This is a genomic window from Mucilaginibacter sp. UYNi724 (genome assembly GCF_054057495.1).
Genome location: NZ_JBSRZI010000008.1, coordinates 101488 through 127008 on the forward strand (window position 1 = coordinate 101488; position 25521 = coordinate 127008).

At 42.3% G+C, this 25521-nt stretch carries 19 protein-coding genes; 6 read left to right on the plus strand and 13 right to left on the minus strand.

All coding sequences use genetic code 11. The features are described from left to right. Positions 1 to 102 precede the first annotated feature (102 nt). From gloA2 to ACVW0P_RS13260, 5 genes are all read right to left on the minus strand, one after another. Positions 103 to 495 (minus strand): SMU1112c/YaeR family gloxylase I-like metalloprotein, encoded by a 393-nt coding sequence (gloA2, locus tag ACVW0P_RS13240; RefSeq protein ID WP_457132531.1) that lies wholly within the window; start codon positions 493 to 495, stop codon positions 103 to 105. Position 496: 1 nt separating this feature from the next. Next, the gene (purL, locus tag ACVW0P_RS13245; protein WP_457132532.1) at positions 497 to 2722 is read right to left on the minus strand and encodes a phosphoribosylformylglycinamidine synthase subunit PurL; all 2226 of its coding nucleotides are present in this window, start codon (positions 2720 to 2722) and stop codon (positions 497 to 499) included. 229 nt (positions 2723 to 2951) lie between these two features. Then, on the minus strand, positions 2952 to 3773 hold the full coding sequence (locus ACVW0P_RS13250; protein WP_457132533.1) for a TonB family protein: 822 nt from the start codon (positions 3771 to 3773) through the stop codon (positions 2952 to 2954). Positions 3774 to 3948: 175 nt separating this feature from the next. Then, positions 3949 to 4530, minus strand: a complete 582-nt coding sequence (locus tag ACVW0P_RS13255) for a DUF4468 domain-containing protein (protein ID WP_457132534.1) — start codon at positions 4528 to 4530, stop codon at positions 3949 to 3951. Between the two features lie 71 nt (positions 4531 to 4601). Then, positions 4602 to 5660: a porin gene (locus tag ACVW0P_RS13260; protein ID WP_457132535.1), complete on the minus strand. Its 1059-nt coding sequence runs from the start codon at positions 5658 to 5660 to the stop codon at positions 4602 to 4604. 541 nt (positions 5661 to 6201) lie between these two features. On the opposite strand from ACVW0P_RS13260, the gene ACVW0P_RS13265 reads away from it, so the two are divergent. Beyond that, positions 6202 to 8376, plus strand: a complete 2175-nt coding sequence (locus tag ACVW0P_RS13265; RefSeq protein WP_354430688.1) for a glutamine synthetase III family protein — start codon at positions 6202 to 6204, stop codon at positions 8374 to 8376. A gap of 119 nt (positions 8377 to 8495) precedes the next feature. On the opposite strand, the gene ACVW0P_RS13270 is transcribed toward ACVW0P_RS13265, so the two are convergent. Continuing rightward, on the minus strand, positions 8496 to 9899 hold the full coding sequence (locus ACVW0P_RS13270; protein WP_457132536.1) for a chloride channel protein: 1404 nt from the start codon (positions 9897 to 9899) through the stop codon (positions 8496 to 8498). 116 nt (positions 9900 to 10015) lie between these two features. Between ACVW0P_RS13270 and ACVW0P_RS13275 the strand changes: the two genes are divergently transcribed. Continuing rightward, positions 10016 to 11197 carry an AIR synthase related protein gene (locus tag ACVW0P_RS13275; protein ID WP_457132537.1) on the plus strand — a complete coding sequence of 394 codons (1182 nt, stop codon included), beginning with the start codon at positions 10016 to 10018 and terminating at the stop codon, positions 11195 to 11197. Positions 11198 to 11328: 131 nt separating this feature from the next. Here ACVW0P_RS13275 and ACVW0P_RS13280 read toward each other — a convergent pair whose 3' ends face one another. Further along, complete coding sequence (locus ACVW0P_RS13280) at positions 11329 to 14649, minus strand: outer membrane beta-barrel protein (RefSeq protein ID WP_457132538.1); 3321 nt, start codon at positions 14647 to 14649, stop codon at positions 11329 to 11331. Positions 14650 to 14966: 317 nt separating this feature from the next. On the opposite strand from ACVW0P_RS13280, the gene lpdA reads away from it, so the two are divergent. Continuing rightward, positions 14967 to 16355, plus strand: a complete 1389-nt coding sequence (gene lpdA / locus ACVW0P_RS13285; RefSeq protein ID WP_457132539.1) for a dihydrolipoyl dehydrogenase — start codon at positions 14967 to 14969, stop codon at positions 16353 to 16355. Between the two features lie 66 nt (positions 16356 to 16421). Here lpdA and ACVW0P_RS13290 read toward each other — a convergent pair whose 3' ends face one another. Then, positions 16422 to 18047 carry a carboxylesterase/lipase family protein gene (locus ACVW0P_RS13290; protein ID WP_457132540.1) on the minus strand — a complete coding sequence of 542 codons (1626 nt, stop codon included), beginning with the start codon at positions 18045 to 18047 and terminating at the stop codon, positions 16422 to 16424. A 119-nt stretch (positions 18048 to 18166) separates the two neighbouring features. On the opposite strand from ACVW0P_RS13290, the gene ACVW0P_RS13295 reads away from it, so the two are divergent. Together ACVW0P_RS13295 and ACVW0P_RS13300 are read left to right on the plus strand one after the other, a co-directional pair. Further along, positions 18167 to 18451, plus strand: coding sequence for a SelT/SelW/SelH family protein (locus ACVW0P_RS13295; RefSeq protein ID WP_457132541.1), 285 nt, complete (start codon positions 18167 to 18169; stop codon positions 18449 to 18451). Between the two features lie 65 nt (positions 18452 to 18516). Then, positions 18517 to 18954, plus strand: coding sequence for an RrF2 family transcriptional regulator (locus tag ACVW0P_RS13300; RefSeq protein WP_354430695.1), 438 nt, complete (start codon positions 18517 to 18519; stop codon positions 18952 to 18954). 100 nt (positions 18955 to 19054) lie between these two features. Here ACVW0P_RS13300 and ACVW0P_RS13305 read toward each other — a convergent pair whose 3' ends face one another. Together ACVW0P_RS13305 and ACVW0P_RS13310 are read right to left on the minus strand one after the other, a co-directional pair. Next, the gene (locus ACVW0P_RS13305; RefSeq protein WP_457132542.1) at positions 19055 to 20527 is read right to left on the minus strand and encodes a tetratricopeptide repeat protein; all 1473 of its coding nucleotides are present in this window, start codon (positions 20525 to 20527) and stop codon (positions 19055 to 19057) included. Positions 20528 to 20613: 86 nt separating this feature from the next. After that, complete coding sequence (locus ACVW0P_RS13310; RefSeq protein WP_457132543.1) at positions 20614 to 21333, minus strand: RluA family pseudouridine synthase; 720 nt, start codon at positions 21331 to 21333, stop codon at positions 20614 to 20616. A gap of 128 nt (positions 21334 to 21461) precedes the next feature. Between ACVW0P_RS13310 and ACVW0P_RS13315 the strand changes: the two genes are divergently transcribed. Next, the gene (locus ACVW0P_RS13315; RefSeq protein ID WP_457132544.1) at positions 21462 to 22031 is read left to right on the plus strand and encodes a hypothetical protein; all 570 of its coding nucleotides are present in this window, start codon (positions 21462 to 21464) and stop codon (positions 22029 to 22031) included. 55 nt (positions 22032 to 22086) lie between these two features. On the opposite strand, the gene ACVW0P_RS13320 is transcribed toward ACVW0P_RS13315, so the two are convergent. From ACVW0P_RS13320 to gatB, 3 genes are all read right to left on the minus strand, one after another. Further along, positions 22087 to 22773 carry a response regulator transcription factor gene (locus tag ACVW0P_RS13320; protein WP_354430699.1) on the minus strand — a complete coding sequence of 229 codons (687 nt, stop codon included), beginning with the start codon at positions 22771 to 22773 and terminating at the stop codon, positions 22087 to 22089. A gap of 103 nt (positions 22774 to 22876) precedes the next feature. Continuing rightward, entirely contained in the window at positions 22877 to 23992 is a 1116-nt protein-coding gene (locus ACVW0P_RS13325; protein ID WP_457132545.1) for a redoxin domain-containing protein, read from the minus strand. A 5-nt stretch (positions 23993 to 23997) separates the two neighbouring features. Continuing rightward, complete coding sequence (gatB, locus tag ACVW0P_RS13330; RefSeq protein WP_457132546.1) at positions 23998 to 25467, minus strand: Asp-tRNA(Asn)/Glu-tRNA(Gln) amidotransferase subunit GatB; 1470 nt, start codon at positions 25465 to 25467, stop codon at positions 23998 to 24000. Between the last annotated feature and the right edge of the window lie 54 nt (positions 25468 to 25521).

The following is a 25521-nucleotide window of genomic DNA, read 5'->3' on the forward strand; positions in this document are numbered from 1 at the left end:
ACGTTATTGCGAGGCACGAAGCAATCTCTTTGCTTTACAGGGTCGCTCTGCCTATGTAGAGATTGCTTGGTACCTCGCAATGACGACTTTTAATAACGCTTCTTACCTCTCATACAACTCCAACGGCAAACCGTCGGGGTCAGTAAAGAACGTAAAGCGTTTGCCGGTGGTTTCGTCTATGCGGATTGGCTCAGTTACCACATCGTATTCGTTAAGATGGAATACAGCTTCTTCAATATTATCCACCTCGAAAGCCAAATGTCGCAGACCAAGGGCTTCGGGTTGGGATGGGCGGGCGGTTGGCGGGCCGGGAAACGAAAAAAGCTCGATCTGGTATAGTCCGTTGACTTCCAGATCGAGCTTGTATGATTTGCGGGCTTCGCGGTAAACTTCGCGGATTACCTTAAAACCTAATACTTTGGTGTAAAATAGTTTAGACCGCTCATAATCCGAACAGATGATAGCAATGTGATGTATCCTGTTCAGCTTCAGCATATTATTCGCCCAAAATTACGTGCAGTACGTTATTGTGTACCATTTTAATATCCGTGATGTTACCAAATAGCTCATCATCAATATTTGTGTTACCGGTACCATTTACAGTACCCAGCATGCTAAATTCAATTTCGCTGGTGGCCATCATTTCAATAAAACGTTCCTGATCATCGGGCGCAACAGACACTACTACCCTGCCCTGCGCTTCACCGAACAGGAAAGCATCTTTACGCACGCTGCTATCGCTTTCGATATCGAAGCCTAAACCATTTGGCATAGCCGACTCAACTAAAGCAATGTATAAACCGCCATCGGCAACATCATGCGCCGACTGTACAACTTTATGCTTGATCAATTCCTTTACTACCTGATGCATGGCGTATTCCTCATCTATATTAAAATAAGGTGCAGGTGCTGCAGATATTTTATGGTAAGACGCAAGGTACTGTGATGATGCAATATCATTTTGTGATGCACCAACCATATAAATCAGATCGCCAGGCTGTTTAAAGTCAAGGGTCATTAAATTCGATTGATCATCCATCACACCCAGCATACCAATAGTTGGCGTAGGGAATACGGAACCACCATCTGATGATTGGTTGTAGAAACTTACATTACCACCTGTTACCGGGGTTTCGAATTTCAAACAAGCTTCGCCCATACCTTTAATAGCACCCACAAATTGCCAGTAAACTTCCGGCTTATATGGGTTACCAAAGTTAAGGCAGTTGGTTATCGCCACAGGTTCGCCACCTGCGCAGGTAATATTACGTGCAGCTTCGGCAACGGCAATGGCCGTACCTTTTTGAGGGTCGGCATAAACATAGCGCGAGTTACAATCGCAAGTTAAAACAATAGCTTTATCGGTATCCTTAACCGCAACAACAGCCGCATCACTCGGGCGATTGGTGGTCATGGTGGCGGTACCAATCATAGAATCATACTGGTCGGTCACCCAACGTTTCGATGCCAGGTTAGCGTGACCTATCAGGTGCTCGGCCACGTCAACTAAGTTGGCAGGCTCGTCAACATCTTCAATTTTAAATTTCTGGTTCTCGGCAAAGTAAGCAGGCTCGCGGTATTCACGTTCGTAAACCGGGGCACCACCACCTAACACAAGGTCGTCGGCTGGCACATCAGCAACCTTAACGCCGTTCATAAAGTACTCCAGGCGCTGGGTATCGGTAACCTCGCCAATAATAGCGCAGTTAAGGTCCCATTTATCAAACACAGCCTCAACCAAAGCCTCTTTACCTTTTTCAACCACAATAAGCATGCGTTCCTGAGATTCGGACAGCAAGATCTCGTATGGTTTCATGTTCTCCTGACGCATCGGTACACGATCAAGGTGGATGATCATACCATGCTCGCCTTTGGCGCTCATTTCTGAGTTAGAGCAGATGATACCTGCCGCCCCCATATCCTGCATGCCAATGACGGCACCGGTTTTAATTACTTCAAGCGTAGCTTCTAATAACAATTTCTCTTGGAATGGATCGCCTACCTGTACGGCCGGCAAATCGTTTACAGAATCTTTCGTGATATCTTTCGAAGCGAATGCCGCGCCGTGGATACCATCTTTACCGGTGGCAGAACCAACAATGTAAACCGGGTTGCCAACACCGTATGACGTAGCAGAAACGGTTTCGCCAGCCTTAACAATACCTGCCGAGAAAGCGTTTACCAAAGGATTAACGTTGTAGCACTCATCAAAGAAAAGCTCGCCGCCAACGGTAGGGATGCCAAAGGCATTACCGTAATGGCTGATGCCTTTTACGACACCTTTTACCAACAATTTGGTTTTATCCAAACTAAGGTCGCCAAAGCGTAACGAGTTCATTTGCGCGATAGGCCTTGCACCCATCGTAAATATATCGCGGTTGATGCCCCCCACACCTGTTGCGGCGCCCTGGTATGGTTCAAGTGCTGATGGGTGGTTGTGTGATTCAATTTTAAAGGCACATCCTATGCCGTCGCCAAGGTCAACCAGCCCTGCGTTTTCCTCGCCTGCTTTGGCCAGCATGCGCGGGCTATCTTTAGGAAGCGTTTTTAGCCAGGTGATAGAATTTTTGTATGAACAGTGCTCGCTCCACATTACCGCGAATATCGAAAGCTCGGTAAAGTTGGGTACGCGGCCCATTATCTCTTGTATACGTGTATATTCTTCGGGTAAAAGTCCCAGATCGCGGGCGGTTTCAACGGTGGTTAATTCCTGGTTCTCCAATGTGTTGTTGTTTATGTTGAAAGGATGCGCAAAATTAGGAAAAAAGCGCAAAGCACGAAAGGAAAAAGGACTTAAAAGGCCGCAGGAATAAGGGTAAATGGCGAAAGCTTAAGGTAAAAGCCGGTAATGTTTAAATTATAATTATAAATCATAAAAAATGGCGATGGATATGATCCATCGCCATTAAAACACATTTACCACAAATCACTATCTTTCTCACAACACTACTTTATTCTTCATTCATCTGGAAGTTTAACGGAATGGTGTACCTAACCCTTACTGCCGATTTGTTCTGCATCCCGGGCTTCCACGGCTTGGCAAGCTTTAATACACGCAAGGCTTCTTCATCCATACCATACCCGGCCCCTTTAATAATAGTTATATCGGTTAGGTGGCCGTCTTTTTCTATTACAAAACTAACGATTACCCGTCCACCTTTACCGGCTTCTTGTGCCTGGGCGGGGAAGTGCAGATTTTTACTTAGGAATTTGCTCCATGCCGCGTTGCCGCCAATTGGCTCTGGCATAAACTCAAGGCCAAAGGTATCGTGAACGGTCTTATCCTCTACCGGGGCAATACCCGTACCACCGGTAACTGGTGCAGGGTCTTCAATTTGCGGCATTGTACCTTTACCTTCGGTAGTTTTAGGCCCTATTTCTCCGGTAAGTTCAGTTATTTTGGGTGGATCGGTGGTAACAGGGGCATTGGTTACAACCGGAGTCAAAAATTGCTTGGTTGGGGCGGCGGGTAATTGCTTTGCCGGTGGTGAAGCTTTAACCGGCGGTTCATTTTTTTTGGGCGGTTGCATAATGGTTGGTGGATCAGCTAAAGTCACTGTCGTGGTTTTGATAATTTCTCCCGGCGTTTTACCAACGATGTAAGTGTAGGATGCGGCGGCAGTAACAATTGTTGTAAACGCTATTAGCATAGCCTTTACCATTGTGCTCCCGTAATGTTGCCGCAGTTCGAAAGCGCCATAAGATTTGTTCCTGTTGGCGAATACAAGCTCGATCCAATCGGGATTGTATAAATTAAGTTTTGTGTTTAGCATAGCGTTTAAAATTTTATTTTAATAATTAACGCATTTGCCAAATAATATGTTGTATAAATTTGAATTTTTACGAAATAATGAATTGAATATCCTATTAAATACAATTTTTATATTGCAAATAACAGTTTATTACAAATTATATTTGGTTAAGATAGGGCAATGTGATGACGGGTGTTTACCAGTTTTGGGTTGAGATCTTTTTAACAGGCTTGGCTTTCACTTTTGCAGGCAGTTTATCTATAGCTGCTTTAAGTTTTGCACCCGTGCCAATGCTATAGGCGGCAATCTGGTCAAGGTAATTGTCGGTGTCTTTTTTGCCGTATTTGGCTTCCATTTTCTCCAACGGAACTTCTACCCCGGGAATGGGTACCATATTGCCAAATCGGTCGCGCTGGTAGGGTTTAAATATAAAATTACTGATGCGGTAACGGTAGCGGCTATCTTTAGTTTGGATGTTTAACGTGTAGCTTACTTCGCCGCCCTCCTTACGCATTAATGATACGCCGTTGTACACCAAAAGCTTGCCGGATATATTCAGCGTACCCTCGGCTTGCCCTTTGGAGGGCCTTGTAGCTTTATTAAAAGAAGTTGCAAAAGCCCATGCCCTGTTATATAAGGTATCAGCAGTTACGGCAGGTTTATCAATAACCCGGTAATAGATGTAATTGTTGCCTTCGTCAAAAGCTAACGAATCTTTTTGTGCCGATGCTACCTGCACGCAAAACAAACAAACCAGGCTAAAGAATATTTTTTTCATGTTATAAAGATAAGCCATCCGCAGGTTATACGGATGGCTCAAATAAAATCAGATCGTTTGAAATCTAATAATTAGAATGCGTATACCGCAGCAAGTACAAATTGTGATGCATTTTTAGTTGGAGCGCCGCTTTTATTTATAAAGCCATCATTGACGTCTTTATTGTTATCTAACCTAAATTCGGGGATAACAGTAAGCGGGCCGGCTTTAATGTTAGCAGTTACAGTTGTGGCAAACACTGAGTTGCCCGGTGATGGGCCCAAAGTTGTATAGCTACCTGTTTTAGTTTTAAAATATTCGCCTCTTAAGCCGAAGGTTACGTCTTTAGATACAGCCAATTGCGGGTATAACGCAACGCCTGTAAAGCCGCCTGTACCAACTGCCTCGGCGGGTTTAAATGTAGCCGCGTTCAGGCCTAACTTAAAGGCATCGGTAATTTGATAGCTGGTGGTTAAATCAAACTCGGTGCCTGATAGCTTACCGCTTAAAACGTTTAGATAGGCTGTCCAGCCTTTAACAGGGGCTACCATTAACTGTGCACCGAAAGTATTTACTTGGTTTACAGAAGTGTAATAGTTCCAGGTATCGTTAAAAATACCCGCCATTAAGCTAACCTTGCTTGTAAATGCATAAGTTGCTTTAAAGCCCGGATTTTGGAACGGGCCATTTGTAAACAGGTACGAGGTTGAGTAATTAAAGTTACCCACAGGGCTAATTACTTCGTAACCCATAAAGGTTGCCATATAACCACCTGTTAAATTGAATTTATCTGTTACATCATACGATACATATAAATTCTGGATGTGGAAACTGTTGTTAGTTTCGTCATAAGTACCCGCAGCTGTAGGTATAGATTGTGCCTGGCCACGCGGGCCGAAAGACAATTCGCCTACAAATGAAGCTTTACCTACTTTTTTCTTTAAAGCCAAATCTATCATACCAACCGATATAGAGTTATTGTCTGATGCGAAACTGGTAGGGATATTACTATGTTTAGAAAAATCGTACTTATAATAAGTATCAACCGAACCCGAGATAATAAGAGGCGGGTCGGCTTTGGTGGTGTCCTGGGCACTGGCTGCTAAAGCTGAAACAGCAAAGAAAGATAAGAGTAAAAGTCTTTTTTTCATGATAAGGATTTAGTTAGTGATTATTTATTGTTAATTGATTGTTTGCTTATTTAATAAGTATGGTATTATTATCAATAACCATAGCTAAGAACGTCTATATAAATACTATACTTTTTGCATTTATTTAAAAAGTATGTATATAAACTAACGAAATGTTGTAAATTTTGACAAATAAATACGTTTATATTAATTATTTACTAAATACATCAAAAAAAATTAAAAAAACAAACATTATTTTCAATAAAAAACTAAATCAACTGAGGTTTTATTAATATAATTAGGTTTTTAACCATATTTATGCAATAAAAAAGTTAATTCTTTATCTTTTGGAAATTAAAATGACTTTTAAGGCGGTCACAAGCGAGTATTTAAACATAATAAACAAATCATCATAATATTTAATTGATATGTTTTTAGCCACAAACTCCTACTCGTTATTTTCCTAGCTATCGGATTTTTTAAGTTCGAAACATAAATCTTTGTAAAAGGCCTACTATTTTAAATGATTTCATAATTTTGGGCTGAACCAATTATAATTGCCATGCCTAACATCCGTTTTCAGGCCATTGCGGCCGTATTAAATCGCGAAATACCTGAAACAAAGCTGCCATCAGCCAAAATATCCGACTACTTTGGGGTAAATGTTTTTGATAAGCTAAAAATGAAGGAGTTTCTTTCAAAAGATGCTTATACCGTAATTATCGATTCAATAGATAACGGCGTACCTATCCCCCGCGATATGGCAGAGCAGGTGGCCTCGTCTATGCGGTCATGGGCAATGGGGAAGGGTGCTACCCACTACACCCACTGGTTTCAACCGCTAACGGGCACTACTGCCGAAAAACACGACGCTTTTTTTGAGCCTACCGGCGATGGCGGTGCAATTGAACGCTTTAGCGGTGACGCCCTGGCACAACAAGAGCCGGATGCATCCAGCTTTCCGAGTGGCGGCATCCGTAATACTTTTGAGGCCCGTGGCTATACCGCCTGGGACCCATCATCCCCTGCTTTTATTATAGGCCGCACGCTTTGCATCCCAACGGTATTTGTATCGTACACGGGCGAAGCACTTGATTATAAAGTACCGTTGTTAAAGGCCCTGAGCGTTTTAGATAAAGCCGCTGTTGATGTTTGCCATTATTTCGATAAAAGCATTGAGAAAGTAAATGCTTCCTTAGGCATCGAGCAAGAATATTTTTTGGTAGATACGGCATTGTTTAACGCCCGTCCCGATCTTTCACTTACCGGCCGTACGCTCTTTGGCCACATGTCGGCTAAAAACCAACAATTAGAGGATCATTACTTTGGATCGATACCGGCACGGGTTTACGCCTTTATGCAGGAAATGGAGACAGAGGCCCTGCAATTAGGCATCCCGTTAAAAACCCGCCATAATGAAGTTGCGCCATCGCAATTTGAGTGCGCCCCGGTATACGAGGAGATCAACCTGGCTATAGATCATAACCAGCTACTGATGGATATTATGGACCGTGTAGCTAACCGCCACCATTTTAAAGTATTGCTACACGAAAAACCTTACGCCGGTATCAACGGATCCGGTAAACATAACAACTGGTCGCTGATAACCAATACAGGTAAAAACCTGTTATCGCCGGGTAAAACGCCAAAGAACAACCTAATGTTCCTGACGTTTTTTGTTAATACCATTAAAGCCGTGCATGACCATGCCGACCTGCTGCGTGCATCCATCGCATCGGTAAATAACGACCACCGCTTGGGCGCTAATGAGGCCCCTCCTGCTATTATATCTATCTTTTTAGGCAGCCAGTTAAGTGAGTTGTTAGATGAGATTGATACATCGCGCCTGAGTAAAAAAATTAAAGAAGAAAACTCGCTTTGGCAGGGTATCCCTAAGATCCCGCAGATCCTGAAAGACAATACCGATCGTAACCGTACCTCTCCATTTGCCTTTACGGGTAACAAGTTTGAGTTACGCGCGGTGGGCTCGTCGGCAAACTCGGCTAGTCCCATGACCATATTGAACCTGATCATGGCCGACCAGCTGAAGAAATTTAAGATAGACGTTGATAAGCTGATCAAAAAGGGTGAGAAAAAAGACGTAGCCTTGATGACCATCCTTAAACGCTATATTAAGGAATCGCGCAACATCCGCTTTGAAGGAAACGGTTACAGCGAAGAATGGGAAAAGGAAGCGGAAGCACGCGGCTTAGCTAACATTAAAACCACGCCCAAAGCGCTCGATGCTTTTATATCAGAGAAAGCAGAAATACTTTTTGCCGAAACAGGTGTATTCACCAAACGCGAGGCACATGCCCGCCACGAAATATTGTTGGATAGCTTTTACAAGAAATTACAGATAGAAGCCCGTGTAATTGGCGAGTTAGTGATGAACATTATTATCCCGGCAGCTATTGAGTATCAGTCGAGGCTGATAGCAAACGTAAAGGGGTTAAAAGATATAGGTATGGAGCCGTCAACATACGAGGCGCAGATGGATATCATTACCCAGATTGCGGGCCACATCAACTTCACCAAAACCAATGTGGAACAAATGATAAACGCACGTAAACTGGCCAACAAAATTGAAGACCTGCGCCAGCGTGCTATTGATTACGATGAAAAGGTAAAAAGCTATTTTCAACCCATCCGCTACCACGTGGATAAACTGGAGCAGTTGGTTGACGATTCGTTATGGCCGCTGCCTAAATTTAGGGAGCTGTTGTTTATTAAATAAAAGAAACGCCCGGGCAAGTTGCCCGGGCGTTTCTTTTATTCTATCTCGCGAAAATGTCCGCTTGATTATGCTCGTTAATAATCACCTCCCTGTATTTATTTATTATTTCCCTATTCGGTTTAAACTTCCCCGATAGCGTCATTGCTTTTTAATATTATGGGGTCTTTTTTGGATATCGCATCCATAGCTTCGATATCTCTAATATACTGAGTTTTTAGATGATCGTAAAGGGAATGTTTATCAATAATTATAGATACAAGACTGGCTATCATACCAGCCAATATCAAGTGGAAAATAACGCTGTGCCTGTCGGTCATTTCAAGCACTAATATAACCGACGTGAAAGGCGACCGGGTAACACCTGTTAAAAACCCAACCATGCCTGCCAGTATTAGCAGGTTTGAGTTTGTTTCTGACAAATGAAACCAACCCGAAACCAGTGCACCAACGCTTGCGCCAGCGCCAAGGGCCGGTGCAAAAATCCCGCCCGCTGCACCCGTTGTAAACGACAATAAAGGGCCGGCTATCCGCAGTATGGGCATATACCAAACCGAATATTTCTCTGGCGTAAAAAGGGCAGTTTGCATTAACTCTTTACCCGAGCCCAAAATCCCGGTACTAACAAAAAATGCCAACAAAGCCATTATAGCCGAGCATCCAAAAACATACAATACGTGATCCCTATTTAGCTTAAATTTAGCCTTCCATGCAAATAAAACCAATATAACTTTTGACATACCGCTACCTAATAATCCAGATAACACCGCAACTAATGCCACGCCTAAAAATATAAACGGAGATAAATTATCAATTTTTGGATAACCCAAGTAAAGATAAGGGCCCAATAATGCCTGTGCCGACAATCCGGCTATAATAACTGATGAGAATATTGCTGTCTTAAAAAAACTAAAGTGTGTTTTTGTAAGTTCTTCTATAGCAAATACTATCCCCCCGAGTGGAGTATTAAATGCGGCGGCAAGCCCAGCAGCAGCCCCGGTAACTATCATATTACGTTTGGCAATTTTTGGCCACCATTTTGGCAATATGCTATAAACAATTTTAAATACCGACGCAGAAATCTGTATCGTTGGGCCCTCTCTGCCAATCGCGCCGCCCCCTAATGCCATCACCAAGCTCGACATTACTTTTACAATAATAACCCTGATGCCTAAAAACCGGTTTACTTTATCGCCATTTTGTGGGCTCATAATTTGTATTGATGCCATAACCTGCGGTATCCCACTGCCTTTTGCATAAGGGGAAAACTTTTGCACCAACCACCACGCAGTTAAAAAACAAACCGGCATCAAAATAAATATTAGCCAGGTATGCATGCCTATAATATAGGCTGCTAAGTTTTCGGCTGCTAAAAACAACTTAGTGTATAAAACGGCTATCAACCCTGTTATTATTGACGCTATCCAAAAAGGGATAGCTGTTAGCAGGTTCTTTTTTAGGTTTTCATTACGAACCCTGTCAAATGTATTTTTTAGATGAAGACGAAGCCAGTAGATAAATGCCATATGCGTTTTGGTAAGCTGATGATACAAAAGGGGCCTTTTGATACATATCAGCCAAGATTTTGCCCAAAGATAGCAATCATATTACTAACAAAAGTGTTTAAGCAGTATATTTGCCCATGACTTCTCCGCAAAGATACGATCAACGGGGCGTTTCTGCATCAAAAGATGATGTACATAATGCCATTAAAAACATTGATAAAGGGATCTTCCCAAAGGCTTTCTGCAAAATCGTACCCGATATTTTAACCAACGACCCCGAGTATTGCAACATTATGCACGCCGACGGCGCGGGTACAAAATCGTCATTAGCGTACACCTACTGGAAAGAGACCGGCGATATCTCTGTATGGCGCGGCATTGCGCAGGATGCCATTATCATGAACCTGGACGATCTGCTTTGTGTGGGCGCTACCGATAATATCCTGCTATCATCAACCATCGGGCGTAATAAAAACCTGATACCGGGGGAAGTTATTGCAGCCCTTATTAACGGTACCGAAGAAATTTTAGCCGAGTTGCGTGATGCAGGCATCGGCATCTATTCTACCGGTGGCGAAACCGCCGATGTGGGCGACCTGGTGCGCACCATTATTGTAGACAGCACCGTTACTTGCCGCATGAAACGTGCGGATGTAATATCAAACGACCGCATTAAACCCGGCGATGTGATAGTTGGCCTGGCATCATACGGACAGGCCACTTACGAAAAAGAATACAACGGCGGCATGGGCTCAAACGGCCTAACATCTGCCCGCCACGATGTTTTCAATAAAACCATCGCCAATAAATACAGCGAGAGCTTTGACCCTGCCGTTCCGCAGGATCTGGTTTTTAGTGGCAGCAAAACCCTTACCGATAAAATAGACATCGGCAACGGCGAAACTATTAACGCTGGTAAACTGGTGTTATCGGCAACGCGTACCTATGCCCCTATCATCAAAACCATTTTAGATAAATACCGCGCGCAAGTGAACGGCATGGTACATTGCAGCGGCGGCGCTCAAACCAAGGTGCTGCACTTTATAGAGAACCTGCATATCATTAAAGATAACCTGTTCCCTATCCCGCCACTGTTTAAACTGATCCAGGAAGAATCAAACACCAGCTGGCAGGAAATGTACAAGGTATTTAACATGGGCCACCGCATGGAACTTTATGTATCGCAAGAGATTGCTGATGATATAATAGCCATATCAAAGAGCTTTAATGTAGACGCCCAAATAATTGGCCGTGTAGAAGCCGCCGATAAAAAGCAGGTAACGATAACATCACCTTACGGCGAGTTTATTTATAACTAAGGCTTCAAAATATTTCTATACAAAGAAAGCCTCCCGAATTGGGAGGCTTTCTTTGTATGTAGTACTATTTTAAATTAATAATAAAAAAACCTCCCAAATTGGGAGGTTTTTTTATTTAAGCCTAAGCCTTATTAGTTAAAAATGTAACGAACACCTATCTGCGCCTGGAAGCGAGAAGCGATGTTGATATCATTTTTGTAAGATGACTGCAAAGGCACAGCGTTAATAGCATCTAAGTAAGGGAACGCATAAGTAGTCCTGCCGTCGGCATTTGTACCTGCATACCTTAACACTGTTGATGCACCGTTGCTAAAGCCTGTGAATGAAGTTTGGTATGTACCCCAGTTCCTGTTAAGCATGTTAGCAAAGTTGATAACATCAAAAGTAAACTCTAACGTGTTTTTGCTTTTACCTACGTTGATATAAAAGTCCTGTGCAACGTGCAAATCTAGTCTTTTGTAAGTCGGTAATATAGCACCGTTTCTTTCAGCAAATTTACCCCTGTTAGCGTTAAGATATTTGTCCTGGCTAATAAAGTTATTTAATTGGGTCCATAACTGGCCAGGTGTACGGGTATCCTGGGCATTGTTAGGTACCAATATAATGTCTGCAGATGTTTTAGGAATGTACATCAAATCGTTGGTAGCACCGTCGTTATTAGGGTCGCCACTGGTGATGTATGATACCGCACCATTGTTAGATGCTTCAAACACTAAACCCACAGTAGTAGCAGCATTTTTCCAGTATTGTTTACGGTAAGATACTGTAGCTATGATACGGTTTGGCTGTACGTATGAACTGTTAGAAAGGTTGTCGCCGTTAGGGTTACCTGCAACATAACGTGAACTCCAGATAGTACCTGCGGTTGATCCACCGTCGTTAACATCTTTAGATTTTGTATATGTGTAGGCTGCACTTGCTGCAAAACCGTTTGTAAAGCTTTTTTGTAACTGACCTGTAATAAAGTATGAGAAACCTTTATTAGTGTTCTTAAGGTAGTATAAGCCGGTAATATTAGGGTTTGTAGCGGTTGTTGGGTTAGCTACAGTACCCACAGTGGTATTTTTTGAATCGTAACGGATCTGACCTTCAGGACCTTTAAGTGTAGTAAAATTATCAGACAGAACAAGATTCTGGTGATAGATAGCCTGAAGATCTTTAGTGTAAGCACCTTCAATTGTACCTATAACACCACCAGGTAATTTCTGATCAATTGCAAGGTTTGTTCTCCATATTTTTGGATAACGCAAGTTCGGGTCTGTAACGTCTAACTCATAAGATGAGTTGGCAGCACCTGCAGCAGGGCGATTAGCGTTAACGTCCGGTTTAAAGATCAACTGAGCATTTTGTGCCGGTGTGTTTGTGGCTACACCTTTAGCAATGGTGTATGAACCAAATAACAAACCGTTGTTTGATGCCTGATTAGAGATCCATACAAATGGAACCTGGCCGGTAAACAAACCTGTACCACCACGTATTTGCGTGGTTTGGTCGCCTTTAACATCCCAGTTAAAGCCGATACGTGGAGATATCTGGATACGGTTTTTAGGGAGTTTAGAAACATCAACATGTGTACCACCCTGGAAGGTTAACGCAGCTGCGTTAGCATTAGGGGCTAATGAATTAGGGAATGCTGCATAATCAGCCCTTATACCATATGTTAACCTAAAGTTATCAGTAACAGTGTATTTATCCTGTAAATAAACACTGTATAATGATGCCTTGATTTTTGCATAAGGGAAATCATTACCTACCGCAGAATAGCGTAAGGTATAAGCAGCAGCCGGTAAACCATTAATAAAATCTGATGCTGAATTATAAGTGTATAAGCCGTTGTAATCTGGTGCGAAACCGTTCACGTAGCTTTGGATCTGATTGCTGGTACCTAATGTAATTTCGTGCCTGCCTTTGTAAACAGTGAAATCATCAGCAAACTGCCAGATATTTGTACTTAGCAGGTTACCTGCGGTAAATAACTCCGAACCAAAACTTGTAGCGGTCGCGTTAGCACCGGTAATGACTGTACCATCAGCAGCAGAAGTACCGTTACCGATATCAACCATTGGTACCGATCCGTTACCTAAAAAGCTACGATAATCTCTCAATGCAGAGTAACCAACAGTTAACTTGTTAGACATGGTATTACTTATCCGGGTGTTTAACTCAACTATACCTATGTTAAAGTTGTTGTTGATAGTGTATCCCGAACCAATGAACGGCAATGAGTTCTGGCCCGGTGCACGGGTTGTGCCAAAACCAACACCAGCGTTAGTAATACCTGAGTTACTTGCCGGCTGATCCCTGAATGATTTAAGGTAAAAATATTTTGCGCTTAAAGTATTGTTTTTGTCGATGTTCCAGTCAAGCTTTACGGTTACCTTATCACTTGATGTTTGGTAGTTGTAACCTTCGTAAGCACCCGGATCGTAACCAAGGCTTGTTAATTTGGTTTTGATGGCATCGAGCGTAGCGGCTTGTACGTTAGATACGTTAGCGCCACTTAAGCCCGGACGGCCAGCTACCCATACAGCGCTTGGCGGTTGGGTGATTCTTTCCTGCTCGCCGGATACGAACAAGAACAATTTATTCTTGATAATTGGCCCACCTACTGCAATACCATCTGTGTGATAGTTAACAGGAGTTACACCAAGGTTGGTTGGGCCAACATGGTAACCCTGTAATTTCGAACCACGTGCAAAATAGTAAGCAGTACCTTTTACAGTGTTTGTACCAGACTTTACTACAGTGTTGACACCCGCACCTGTAAAGTTACCCTGGCGTACGTCATAAGGTGCAATGTCAACCTGGATCTGGTCAATAGCATCTAACGAAATTGGCTGTGAGTTGGTTTGGCCACCTAAAGTACCCGATAAACCAAATGAGTTGTTGAACAATGCACCATCAACAGTAATGTTGTTATAAGTGCTTGAACGACCACCAAAAGATAAACCATTTGCAGACGGGGTAAGTTTTGTAAAATCCTGCAGTGAGCGGCTAATTGTTGGCAAATTTTCAATTTGTGAACGGGTAATGGTTTCGCGGGCACCTGTGCGGGATGAGTTGATAACCTTACCCTGGCCGCCGGTAATGGTTACTTCTGCTAAACTTGTAGTGTTGTCTTCAAGCTTGGTAGAGATCCTTTGATCCTGGCCAATAGATAATGTGATGTTTTCCTGTACATAATCCTTAAAGCCAATAAAGCTTACTTTGAATAAGTACGGACCGCCAACCCTTAAGTTAGGGATGTTATAGCGGCCATCAGCCCTTGTAACTGTGGAGTACACAGTACCTGTAGGCTGATGCGTAATGGTAACTGTTGCACCTGGTATACCACCCTGTTTATCGGTGACAACACCGTTAACAGATGCTGTGGTAACACCTTGTGCATTCACATTCTTTTGTATAAAGAGCGTGGATACAGTAAGTAATAATAAGAGTAAAAACTTCCTCATACTTGTTTTTTTAAATTTAACTGTTAAGTGAATTAATGATGCAAAGATATATATTGCCTTCATTTAGTATATTAAGTTAATGTTAACAATAATTATATATTTTTCAACACTTTACATGTTATTTAAGCAATAATGAAATTTTGATGAATTACTGGTGTAATATTTACATTACATGTGTCATTTTTCCAATAAAGTTTTTGATTGACAGCTATTTATATTATATTATCTGCTCTGTTTTTAAATCACTTTCCAATTTTTCATTTCCACCGCTTTTTAATTAGCTTTGGCATTCCAAAATCATAAAAGATACATACTATATGGATTACGATTTAATTGTTATTGGTTCGGGCCCGGGCGGCTATGTTGCCGCTATCCGCGCATCGCAATTGGGTTTAAAAACCGCTATTGTCGAAAAAGAATCACTTGGGGGCATCTGCCTTAACTGGGGTTGTATCCCTACTAAAGCCTTATTAAAAAGCGCACAGGTTTTTGAATATTTAAACCACGCTGCCGATTACGGTATTAAAGTTGATGGTGGCGAAGTTAATTTTGAGGCCGTTATTAAACGTAGCCGAGGCGTAGCCGATGGCATGAGTAAGGGCGTTCAGTTTTTAATGAAAAAGAATAAGATTGACGTTATAATGGGTTACGGTTCGCTAAAATCAAAAGGGACTGTTACTGTTAAAATAAGCGACGGTTCTACAAAAGATTTTACCGCTACCAGCATCATAATTGCAACAGGCGGCCGCTCGCGCGAATTACCAAATCTTAAACAGGATGGTAAAAAAGTAATTGGTTATCGCCAGGCAATGATACTGCCTCAGCAGCCTAAATCGATGGTTGTGGTAGGTTCGGGTGCCATTGGTATCGAGTTTGCTTATTTTTACAACGCCATAGGTACAAAAGTTACCGTGGTTGAGTTCCTGGATAACATTGTGCCTTTAGAGGACGAAGAGATCTCAAAAGGTTTGCTGCGCATCCTTAAAAAACAGGGCATCAATATCATGACAGGCTCTACTGTAGAATCTGTTGACACCAATGGCGAAGGTTGCCGCGTTAATGTTAAAACGGCAAACGGCAACCAGGTACTCGAGGCCGATGTGGTATTGTCTGCAATTGGTATTTCTACCAATATAGAAGGTATCGGCCTTGAAGAAAACGGCGTTAAAACCGATAAAGGCAAGGTATTGGTTGATGATTTTTACAAAACCAACATTGAAGGCGTTTATGCTATTGGCGATATTGTTAAAGGGCAGGCCCTTGCACACGTGGCATCTGCCGAAGGGATCATCTGCGTTGAAAAGATAGCGGGTAAAAACCCCGAGCCTTTAGACTATAACAACATCCCGGGCTGTACTTACTGCTCGCCTGAAGTTGCTTCTGTAGGTTATACAGAAAAAGCCGCTAAAGAAGCGGGTTACGAGGTTAAAATTGGTAAATTCCCGTTCTCAGCATCGGGTAAGGCAAGTGCCGCCGGCGCTAAGGATGGGTTTGTAAAACTGATATTTGATGCCAAATACGGCGAGTTCCTTGGCGCGCACATGCTAGGCTTGAATGTTACTGAAATGATTGCCGAAGTGGTTACGGCGCGTAAGCTGGAGACTACTGGTCATGACATCATCAAATCTGTACACCCTCACCCTACCATGAGCGAAGCTGTAATGGAAGCTGCTGCTGATGCCTACGGCGAAGTAATACACTTGTAATATCCACCACATAAAAAAGCCGCTCTGAGATATTAGAGCGGCTTTTTTATGCTTTTAGGCGAATAGCTATTTCGAATACTCGCCATCCAAAAATACATATCTGCCTTTAAGTTGCGGGCTTTCTTTTTCCTGCATACTTTTTACATTTAAATTCATGAAGTTTACCGGGCCGCCTTTTAGGTTAGCATCCCATTTTGGCAAACCTGTTCCATTAGGGTTTCCTGTTTTTATAAAGTTGGCGAAATAGCTTTCCATCGTGGCCGATACTTTATAGTCTTCGGCAGTCCAGGCGTACATCTTATTGGTAGCAAGGTTGCCCATTGCATATTCTATCTCAAACGCATGTGGTGCACCATTATAAGGTTGCGGGCCTTTTGTTTTCGCGGCGTCGGTAGTCTTATTAACACCGCCTGCAAGCCCGGGGGTTAAATTGGCCATTGCAGCAGTGACTGGTGGTTTTGCTTTCGAAAACACATATCTGTAAACCGGCTTACCGCTGGTTTTTGCATGCGTATCGGTCCATTTCCAGGTAGCATATACAATAAACCTGTCGCTGGCCAGTTCTGTAGCCGACTTAATTACCTCTTCTTGGGTGCTACCGGGGTAAAGCTTTAAAACCTCATCGGCTTTTTCAGCATATAACAATTTCACTTGGCTTGCATAATTTTCGGGGTTTGGCGTTTTACCATACATTACCGCCTGGTAGGGTATCTCGGCCGAGTTCCATCCTGCCAGCAAAGGCACTTTAGCCTGCTCGCCGGCCATAAACGTTTCTGATGGCATTTTGTCGAAAAAATAGCCATCCATAACAAAGCTCGTTGGCGGGTTGCCGGGCTTTGAAGCCAGGTCCAACAACTGGTCGGCCGGGATAGCACGTAATGCTGCCAAAGTATTAGCCTCTGCTTTTTCGCCAAACTTAACGCCATTGCGCTCGGCAACGTTCAGTGCGACAGGTGCCAACGGTTTAAACATAGCACCACTTTCGCCAATCGCGCCGGATATCAGGTCTTTTGATAATGGCGACACCATTTGTGCCGATACCGACATAGAGCCTGCCGATTCGCCCGCTATGGTTATCTTTGCAGGATCACCGCCAAAGGCAGCAATATTTCTCTTTACCCAGCGCAGGGCGGCATTCTGATCCAACAGACCATAATTACCAGATGCATGATGTGCAGATTCTTTTGTCAATTCGGGATGTGCCATAAAGCCAAATACGCCAAGGCGATAATTTACTGTTAAGGTGATAATGCCGCGTTTAGCCATGCTCTCGCCATCATAACGCGCTTCAGAACCATCGCCGGCAACAAAACCACCACCATAAAAGTAGAGCAATACTGGAAGTTTGGCTTTTGATACTTTTGCAGGCACCCATACATTAAGGTACAGGCAATCCTCGCTCATGCCGGGCGTACGGAAACCCATATCACCGAATACCTTTTTCTGCATGGCATTGTAACCAAAGGCATCGCACTTACGCACGCCGGTCCAACTATTTACGGGCTTGGGTTCTTTCCAGCGTAATTCTCCAATTGGTGGCTGTGCAAACGGGATTCCCTTAAAACTGTTTACGCCCGATTTTTCGGTAACGCTCTCCACTGTGCCGTTCTCGATTTTAACTTGTATGCCTTTTTGAGCAAACAATGGCGCACAAGCAACTTGCAGTAGCAGAAAGAATGTTATTTTTTTCATGAAATATGTTCTATAATTGGTTGGTGTTTGATTGTTGAAATTAACAAAAAATATCCACCAACCAACTATTGTGTCTAATTGACGTATTGATATATATTTGTTACATTAACCCCACTCAAATGAAACCCACCATCACTATAGAATATTGCCCAAAATGCAACTGGCTTTTGCGAGCTGCCTACATGAGTCAGGAACTACTCACCACCTTTACCGATGACGTGTACGGCGTTACCCTGCAGCCCAGCGAAACACCAGGCAAATACAACATCAGGATAGCTGAGGCTGTAATTTTCGACCGTAAAGAACATGGCCGATTCCCCGAAATAAAGGAACTTAAACAACTGGTACGTGATGTAATTTGCCCGGATAAAAACCTGGGGCATTCTGACAGATCCACTACATAAATTACTATGCATACATATTATGTAGTATTAATTTGTTTATGTAATTTTGTGCGTTATATTTATAAATGCTATCCAAAAAAACTAAATACGCAATAAAGGCACTGGTTGTCATGGGCAAAAACATGGACAAGCCGCCAATGCAGATCTCTAAGATCGCTGAGATGGAAAAGATCCCAAAAAAATTCCTGGAGCAGATCTTGCTTGATCTTAGGAACGCGGGTTATCTGTACAGCAAAAAAGGCGCTGGCGGTGGCTACAGCCTTAATAAAGACCCTAAAGATATTTACCTGGTTAGCATTATGCGTATTACCGATGGCCCAATTGCCATGGTTCCGTGCGCCAGCCTAAACTTTTACCACCGTTGCGACGAGTGCCACCAGGAACATACCTGCGGCATCCGCGATGTATTTATTGAAGTGCGTGATGCTACACTTAAAATATTATCTGAAACCAGCGTTGCGGATATTATTGGCCGCGAAACCACCTTGATAAGTTTAGATTAAACAATCTCTCAATCTAACCGCTAAATACTAAATAAGTCAATTTTTAAACTTCGAAAAAAATTCCTGATTTTGAGTTTTCTTGTAAATAGGGCGCAGCCCCCTATTCGTCGTTCAGCTTTTCGGAGATATTTTTGATCGATTCATCAAGTAGAGATGCTGATTTTTGCAGGTATTCTTCCATCTGCTCGTATTCTTCCAGCTTATTATCAGTGTGTTTAAGGATGTCTATTATCCCTAAAATATTAGTAAGGTGTCTGCGTACCTCGTGCGAGTTGATAAAGGCCAGTTCTTCGCGTTTAGCGGCAAACAACAATTTTTCGTAATGGCGTTTTTGTGTTACGTTGCGATAAATGAGCGCGATAGCCGCAATAATTAACGCCGCCGCTACAACCGTAAATATGAGCCACAACCGCTCGCGTTTGTAAGCCTCTGAGCGTTGAATGTACGAATTCTCCGTTTCATCTATCTTCATTTGCGAAGAGATGTCACCCACCTGCGTTATCCGGGCATTATTCTCATAAGACTCTTTCAATGCAGTTTTATAATTATTTGCCGCCCCATTTGCATCGCCATTTTTTTCAGCTATCTGCGCAAGTAGTTCATATAAATGAAACCTTATTTCGGGGTGGTTATCACCTGTGCTATTAGCCAATAACTTATTGATAAGTGCTTTTGAAGAATCTAACTGGCCGTTCCTAAAGTAGGCGTCAGCCAGGTATTGGTTCTCCAACTCGTTGGCCACATATCTTGCATCGGTTTTTAATTCATTGATCTGGTTAATGGCAATGGAGTAATTGCCCATAAGTAAGTTTAAATAATAAGCTGTACGGAGTCTATAAGTGTATATTTTGTAAGATCTATTGCTTGTATCACTCAATTTATCGTGGTAAGCTTTCAACGAATCGTAATTACGCATCCTGAAATAGTTTTCAGATTTATTGTATCTGATAATGGTGGTAAGCGGTGCTCTGCGGCTTGGGGTTTCATTACTTAAGAGCTTTTCCGCTTCATTAAGGTAACTTATAGATTGATTATAGAAGCTCGCCTTATAATACAGATCTGATATGTTAACATCAAGCAAAGCCTGAAGGTAATCATCATTTAATATCAGCGCCTCCCTTTTCGTCATCCTGTAGCTATGCACAGCGCCGGTAAAATCCCCTTTGTCCGTTTGTATAAAGCTAAGGTGGCTTAAAAATTGATAAAGCAGGTAACTGTCATTTTGCCGGCGGGCTACCTCAACAGCCTTATGCATATACGCTTCGGCACCTGTAAGATCATGCGTTTTGTTGGCAGATAAGCCCTTTATAAAGTTTATAAAAGCGTCTTTTTCGTTTAAATTATACCGATTAAATAAACTTATAATAGTGTCCGTTCCGCATGTTGCAACATCCGGGGTTACACCCTGGATATAAGTTTTTATAAACCTTACGAGGCGTTTATGCTGTGCTTGCTTATCTTGCTGTTGAATAATGTTTACGAGCGTATCTTTATTAATACTTATCTTTTGCGCATGCAAAGCACAGGTAGTTAAGTAGATAAAAGCTATAATGAGGTAAAGCTTTTTGTGCATACGGTTTATTTCCTATAAATCTACTACAGAGAACCGTAAATACAAACAATTGCGTAATATAAATTTTACAAGTTTAAATGCCTTTTTTAGCTGTCAAACTTCTCTAATAATTTAAGCAGCGTTTCAAAATCTTTAGGGTACGGCGCGTGCACAGTGATGTCATTGCCAGATGGCAGTTTAAAACTAACCTCATAGGCGTGCAGGGCAAATCGTTTCATGATAGGTAATTCCTCTTGGTCTTTACTTAAAATGTATTTACGTTTTAGTTTAGAAAGGAAAACAGGCAGGCCTTTATACATCTCATCTCCTGCTATCGAAGCGCGTTGGGTAGCCAGGTGGATCCTGATCTGGTGCATGCGGCCGGTAACCGGGCGGCATTCAACCAGTGTATAATGTTTAAAATATTTTAAGGATTGGAACCAGGTTTCAGCTCGCTTACCCTCTTGGCGGCTAATAGTAACGTTACCCTTACCTACATTCAGTATAGGTAGATCTATAAGTAACTCCTCGAAAACATGGGTACCATCAATAACCGCGTGGTAAACCTTTTTCACCTTACGTTTTTCAAACTGCATAGATACTGTACGGTAAGCTTCAGGATTTTTGGCTATAATTAGCGCCCCGGAGGTTTCTTTATCAAGGCGGTGGCAGATCTGTGCATCTTCGGTATATTGTTTGGCCAGGCGCAGCATATTTATTTCGCCGCCCTCGCGCTCATCTAACGAACTGATAAACGGCGGTTTATTCACCACAATTACATCTTCATCTTCAAACAGTATCAGGTCGGTAAACTTTGGAAACTTCATAGCCGGTAAAAATACAGTTAATAATTTAATTGCGATGGCCTTACTAATGTTACCCAGGCGAGAGGCTCAAACAAATTTTATTCCCCAATGTTAAATATCTAACAATCATATACCTAAATAAAAACAACATGAGCACAAAAAAAACACAGCCCGAAGAAAAAGGCTTTTTCGAGAAGATAAAAGAAACAATTGAAGAATTTTGGGACGGCACAAAAGAAACTGCCGAAGACCTGAAAGACAAAGCAGAAGATAAGATAGAAGACATTAAAGAATCCGTAACCACTAAAAAGGCTACTGCTAATAAAAAAGTTGCTTCAGCTAAAGCTACCGTAGCCAAAAAAGTTGCTGATACAACCGACAGTGCTAAAAAAGAAGCGGCTGCTGTAAAGGAAACGGGAGCTAAAAAAGTTGCTGATACTACCGACAAAGCTAAAAAAGAGGCAACTGCTGTAAAAGCTACTGCCGCGACCAAGGCTAAAGCGGTTACCGATAAAGCTAAGGTTACTACTGCCAATGCTAAAAAAACTGCTACTGAAGTAAAAGCTAAGGCGGCTACAAAAGCAAAAGCCGTTACCACCGAAGCAAAAACCAAGGTTGCTGCGGTTAAAAAAGCAGCAGCACCTAAAGCAACAGTGGCGAAAGCTAATACTACCAAAACTGCAGCAACTCCTAAAAAGAAAGTTGCTGCGGCTAAATAAGCCCCTCAGCCATTTTAAACAAAAAAGCCTCCGTTTATCAACGGAGGCTTTTTAATTATGCTTCAAATTTGTAACCAACTCCTTTTACGGTAGATACACAATCGTCTCCAAGTTTTTCGCGCAGTTTACGTACGTGTACATCAATGGTGCGGTTGGTAACCACTACCGAGTCTTCCCAAATATTTTTCAGGATCACCTCGCGAGTATAAACCTTGCCTGGCTTTGAGGCCAGCAGGTATAGTAACTCAAATTCTTTTTTGGCTAATACAACTTTAGCACCTGCTTTATAAACAAGGTAAGCTTCGCGATCTATCACTAAATCGCCAATTTCAAGTTTATTGTCGGTAACTTCTTCCGGTGGTGCGTTTCGGCGAAGAATGGCGTTGATGCGGCTAACTAATGCACGTGGCTTAATTGGTTTGGCTATATAATCATCGGCACCTACGTTAAAACCGGCAATTTCCGAGTACTCTTCGCTGCGGGCGGTAAGGAAAACCATGAAAGTGTTTTTAAACTCGGGCATGGTGCGCATAATACGGCATGCTTCTATGCCATCCATTTTGGGCATCATTATATCTAAAACGATCAGATCGGGCTGAGTACGCTTGGCTTCGGCAACGGCCTCCTGGCCGTTACGTGCCGAATATACCTGGTAGCCTTCTTTCTTAAGGTTATACTCAATCAGTTCTAAAATATCGGGCTCGTCGTCAACAATTAATATCTTCTGTTTGCTGGTGCTCATGTATATTTAATTTTGCATAAATGTATAAGCTTAATAGAAGCTAACGGTTAAGCCAATATTAACAAATTGTTAAATAGTACCATAAGTTAACCTTTAATTCAGGTTATTTAAATGTTTTCTTTAAAAATTCTTCAAGATCAGCACCCGTAACATTTTTTGCAACGATATTTCCCTGTGGGTCTATAATGAAATTTGAGGGGATAGCTTCAATATGATAGAGCTTTTCTGTAGGTCCTTCAAAACGCTGTAAATCTGATACATGCGTCCAGCTTAAGCCATCGGCGTTGACAGCCTGCTTCCAGTCTTTTTTCTCGATATCCAACGAAATACCCAGGATATTAAAGCCTTTATCTTTGTAAATTTTGTATTGCTTTACCACATTAGGGTTTTCCTGGCGGCAAGGCCCACACCATGACGCCCAAAAATCAAGCATCACATATTTACCTTTATAATCGGATAGTTTCACTTCCTTATCATCAATGCTCTTGATGGTAAACTCCGGTGCTTTATGCCCTACCGAGATCGGTTTTACAACCGCCATTTGGCGCAAAAAGGTTTGCACGGCAGAGTTATCTTTAAATTCGTCCTTAATATCATCGGCGTAAGCAACCATTTGCTGCTCGTACTTGTACTGATCTAATGACGTTGCTGCATAGAAACCTGCAAGCGATTTTTTATTATCGCCAACAAATTTCAATATCTCTGTGCTGTAATCAGCAATATTTTTCTGGAATTGCGGGATATATATCTTCAACAATGAATCCGACTCTTTACCCAGCGCGGCCGATTTGTTAGTGTACTCGTCAGATAGTTTGCTGTTTTTAGCACCATACATGTTGCTTATTTTATTGAACTCCTTGATTTTTTCGGAAGTTTCGGAACCGCTTATCTCGTAATCGTGATTAACATTTGCGATATCTGTCTTAAAAGTAATGGCATCCCCGTTCTTGGCAACGAAATCATAAATATTACCGCCAATTCGCAGTTTATACAAATTAGCGTAAGGTGCCGACCGTTTAAAGGTGAAATCTTTACCAGCGCTAACATCCGTAGAATCTATTATACTTACCTGTGCGCTATCTGCAGCTAACAGGTACACTTTTTTAATACTGCCCACGTTATCTAACTTACCCGATATAGTAAAGGTAGTAGCTTCCTTGCACGACGAAATAGCGAACGCTGCCACAAATGCCAGGCAGGTAACAATACGGTTTTTCATGATCTTTATTTAGATTCTAATTCTTTTATCAAAAGCTGATTGGTTTTTTGCGGGTCTATCTTTCCTTTAGATAGCTTCATCACTTCGCCCATAAACAAGCCTAAAACGCCTTTTTTACCCTTTTGGTACTCTACAACCTTGTCGGGGTATTTTGCTATCGCTGCGCGGATAAATCCGTCAACCTCGCCGGTGTCTTCGCTGATCAGCAAATTCAATTCTTTAGCCAATTGGTCGGCAGTTTTATTATTTCCTTTCAACATTTCGGGAAATAATTTTTGGGCGGCAACAGAATTATTTACTTTGCCTTCATCAACCAGTTTTATCAAATCGGCTAAATTTTGTGGCGGTAACGCGAAATCGGCTATGATAATGCTATTATCGTTAATGTACGAGCGTATAGCCCCCATAACCCAGTTAGCTGCCGATTTGTAGTTGGATGTATGTTTTATAACCGTTTCAAAGTAAGCGGCAAAATCCTTATCAGCAATAATTACCCCGGCATCATAATCTGACAGGCCAAGTTTGGTGGTGTATTTTTCGAATAACTCATTTGGCAATGCCGGCATTTTACTGCGGATCTCGTCCAGTTGAGCTTCTGTGATTTGCACAGGCAATAGATCAGGCTCCGGGAAGTAGCGGTAATCGTTCGCCATTTCTTTTGAGCGCAGTACCGACGTTTCGCCGATATCGGCGTTAAAGTTTAAGGTATTTTGGTCGATATGGCCGCCTGCTTCTATCACTTCTATTTGGCGAACAAATTCATGCTCAATGGCACGCTGCACATTACGGATTGAGTTAAGGTTTTTTACCTCGCAACGGTTACCGTATTGAGCCGCGCCCCTTAAACGTACCGATATATTGGCATCGCAACGCATGCTGCCTTCTTCCATATTACCATCACAAATATCAAGGTAACGCAGTAAACGGCGAATTTCGATCAGGAACTGCCCGGCTTCTTCGGCACTGCGCAGGTCTGGCTCAGATACAATCTCGATAAGAGGTACCCCTGCCCTGTTCAGGTCAATAAGGGAATAATGATCATGCTGATCGTGCGAGCTTTTCCCGGCATCATCTTCAATATGAATGTGATGGATGGCAATGGTTTTTGAAGTGCCATCAGCTAACTTTACGGTAACGCCACCGCCAAGGCAGATAGGCTGCTGATCTTGCGTGGTTTGAAAACCCTTGGGCAGATCTGCATAAAAGTAATTTTTACGTGCGAAGGTGTTTTGAAGGTTGATAGAACAATTACAGGCCAAACCCATTTTTACAGCATACTCTACCATGCGTTTATTGATGCGCGGCAACGTACCCGGGTGACCCAACGAAACCGGACTAACATGATGGTTCGGTTCGGCGCCAAAAGCTGCCGAATCTGATGAAAAAGCCTTACTTAAAGTAGATAACTGCGCGTGAACCTCTAACCCAACAACCAACTCGTACTTATCACTCACGCCGCCTTGTAGAACTGCCATATAAATATTCAGCTGTTATTCAGCATTGATGAAACATGCCAAATATAGTTTATA

Coding starts and splice junctions, on each gene's coding strand:
- gloA2 (WP_457132531.1), bottom strand. CDS start 495: ATGCTGAAGCTGAACAGGATACATCACATTGCTATCATCTGTTCGGAT.
- ACVW0P_RS13250 (WP_457132533.1), bottom strand. CDS start 3,773: ATGCTAAACACAAAACTTAATTTATACAATCCCGATTGGATCGAGCTT.
- ACVW0P_RS13255 (WP_457132534.1), bottom strand. CDS start 4,530: ATGAAAAAAATATTCTTTAGCCTGGTTTGTTTGTTTTGCGTGCAGGTA.
- ACVW0P_RS13260 (WP_457132535.1), bottom strand. CDS start 5,660: ATGAAAAAAAGACTTTTACTCTTATCTTTCTTTGCTGTTTCAGCTTTA.
- ACVW0P_RS13265 (WP_354430688.1), top strand. CDS start 6,202: ATGCCTAACATCCGTTTTCAGGCCATTGCGGCCGTATTAAATCGCGAA.
- ACVW0P_RS13270 (WP_457132536.1), bottom strand. CDS start 9,899: ATGGCATTTATCTACTGGCTTCGTCTTCATCTAAAAAATACATTTGAC.
- ACVW0P_RS13275 (WP_457132537.1), top strand. CDS start 10,016: ATGACTTCTCCGCAAAGATACGATCAACGGGGCGTTTCTGCATCAAAA.
- ACVW0P_RS13280 (WP_457132538.1), bottom strand. CDS start 14,649: ATGAGGAAGTTTTTACTCTTATTATTACTTACTGTATCCACGCTCTTT.
- lpdA (WP_457132539.1), top strand. CDS start 14,967: ATGGATTACGATTTAATTGTTATTGGTTCGGGCCCGGGCGGCTATGTT.
- ACVW0P_RS13290 (WP_457132540.1), bottom strand. CDS start 18,047: ATGAAAAAAATAACATTCTTTCTGCTACTGCAAGTTGCTTGTGCGCCA.
- ACVW0P_RS13295 (WP_457132541.1), top strand. CDS start 18,167: ATGAAACCCACCATCACTATAGAATATTGCCCAAAATGCAACTGGCTT.
- ACVW0P_RS13300 (WP_354430695.1), top strand. CDS start 18,517: ATGCTATCCAAAAAAACTAAATACGCAATAAAGGCACTGGTTGTCATG.
- ACVW0P_RS13305 (WP_457132542.1), bottom strand. CDS start 20,527: ATGCACAAAAAGCTTTACCTCATTATAGCTTTTATCTACTTAACTACC.
- ACVW0P_RS13310 (WP_457132543.1), bottom strand. CDS start 21,333: ATGAAGTTTCCAAAGTTTACCGACCTGATACTGTTTGAAGATGAAGAT.
- ACVW0P_RS13315 (WP_457132544.1), top strand. CDS start 21,462: ATGAGCACAAAAAAAACACAGCCCGAAGAAAAAGGCTTTTTCGAGAAG.
- ACVW0P_RS13320 (WP_354430699.1), bottom strand. CDS start 22,773: ATGAGCACCAGCAAACAGAAGATATTAATTGTTGACGACGAGCCCGAT.
- ACVW0P_RS13325 (WP_457132545.1), bottom strand. CDS start 23,992: ATGAAAAACCGTATTGTTACCTGCCTGGCATTTGTGGCAGCGTTCGCT.
- gatB (WP_457132546.1), bottom strand. CDS start 25,467: ATGGCAGTTCTACAAGGCGGCGTGAGTGATAAGTACGAGTTGGTTGTT.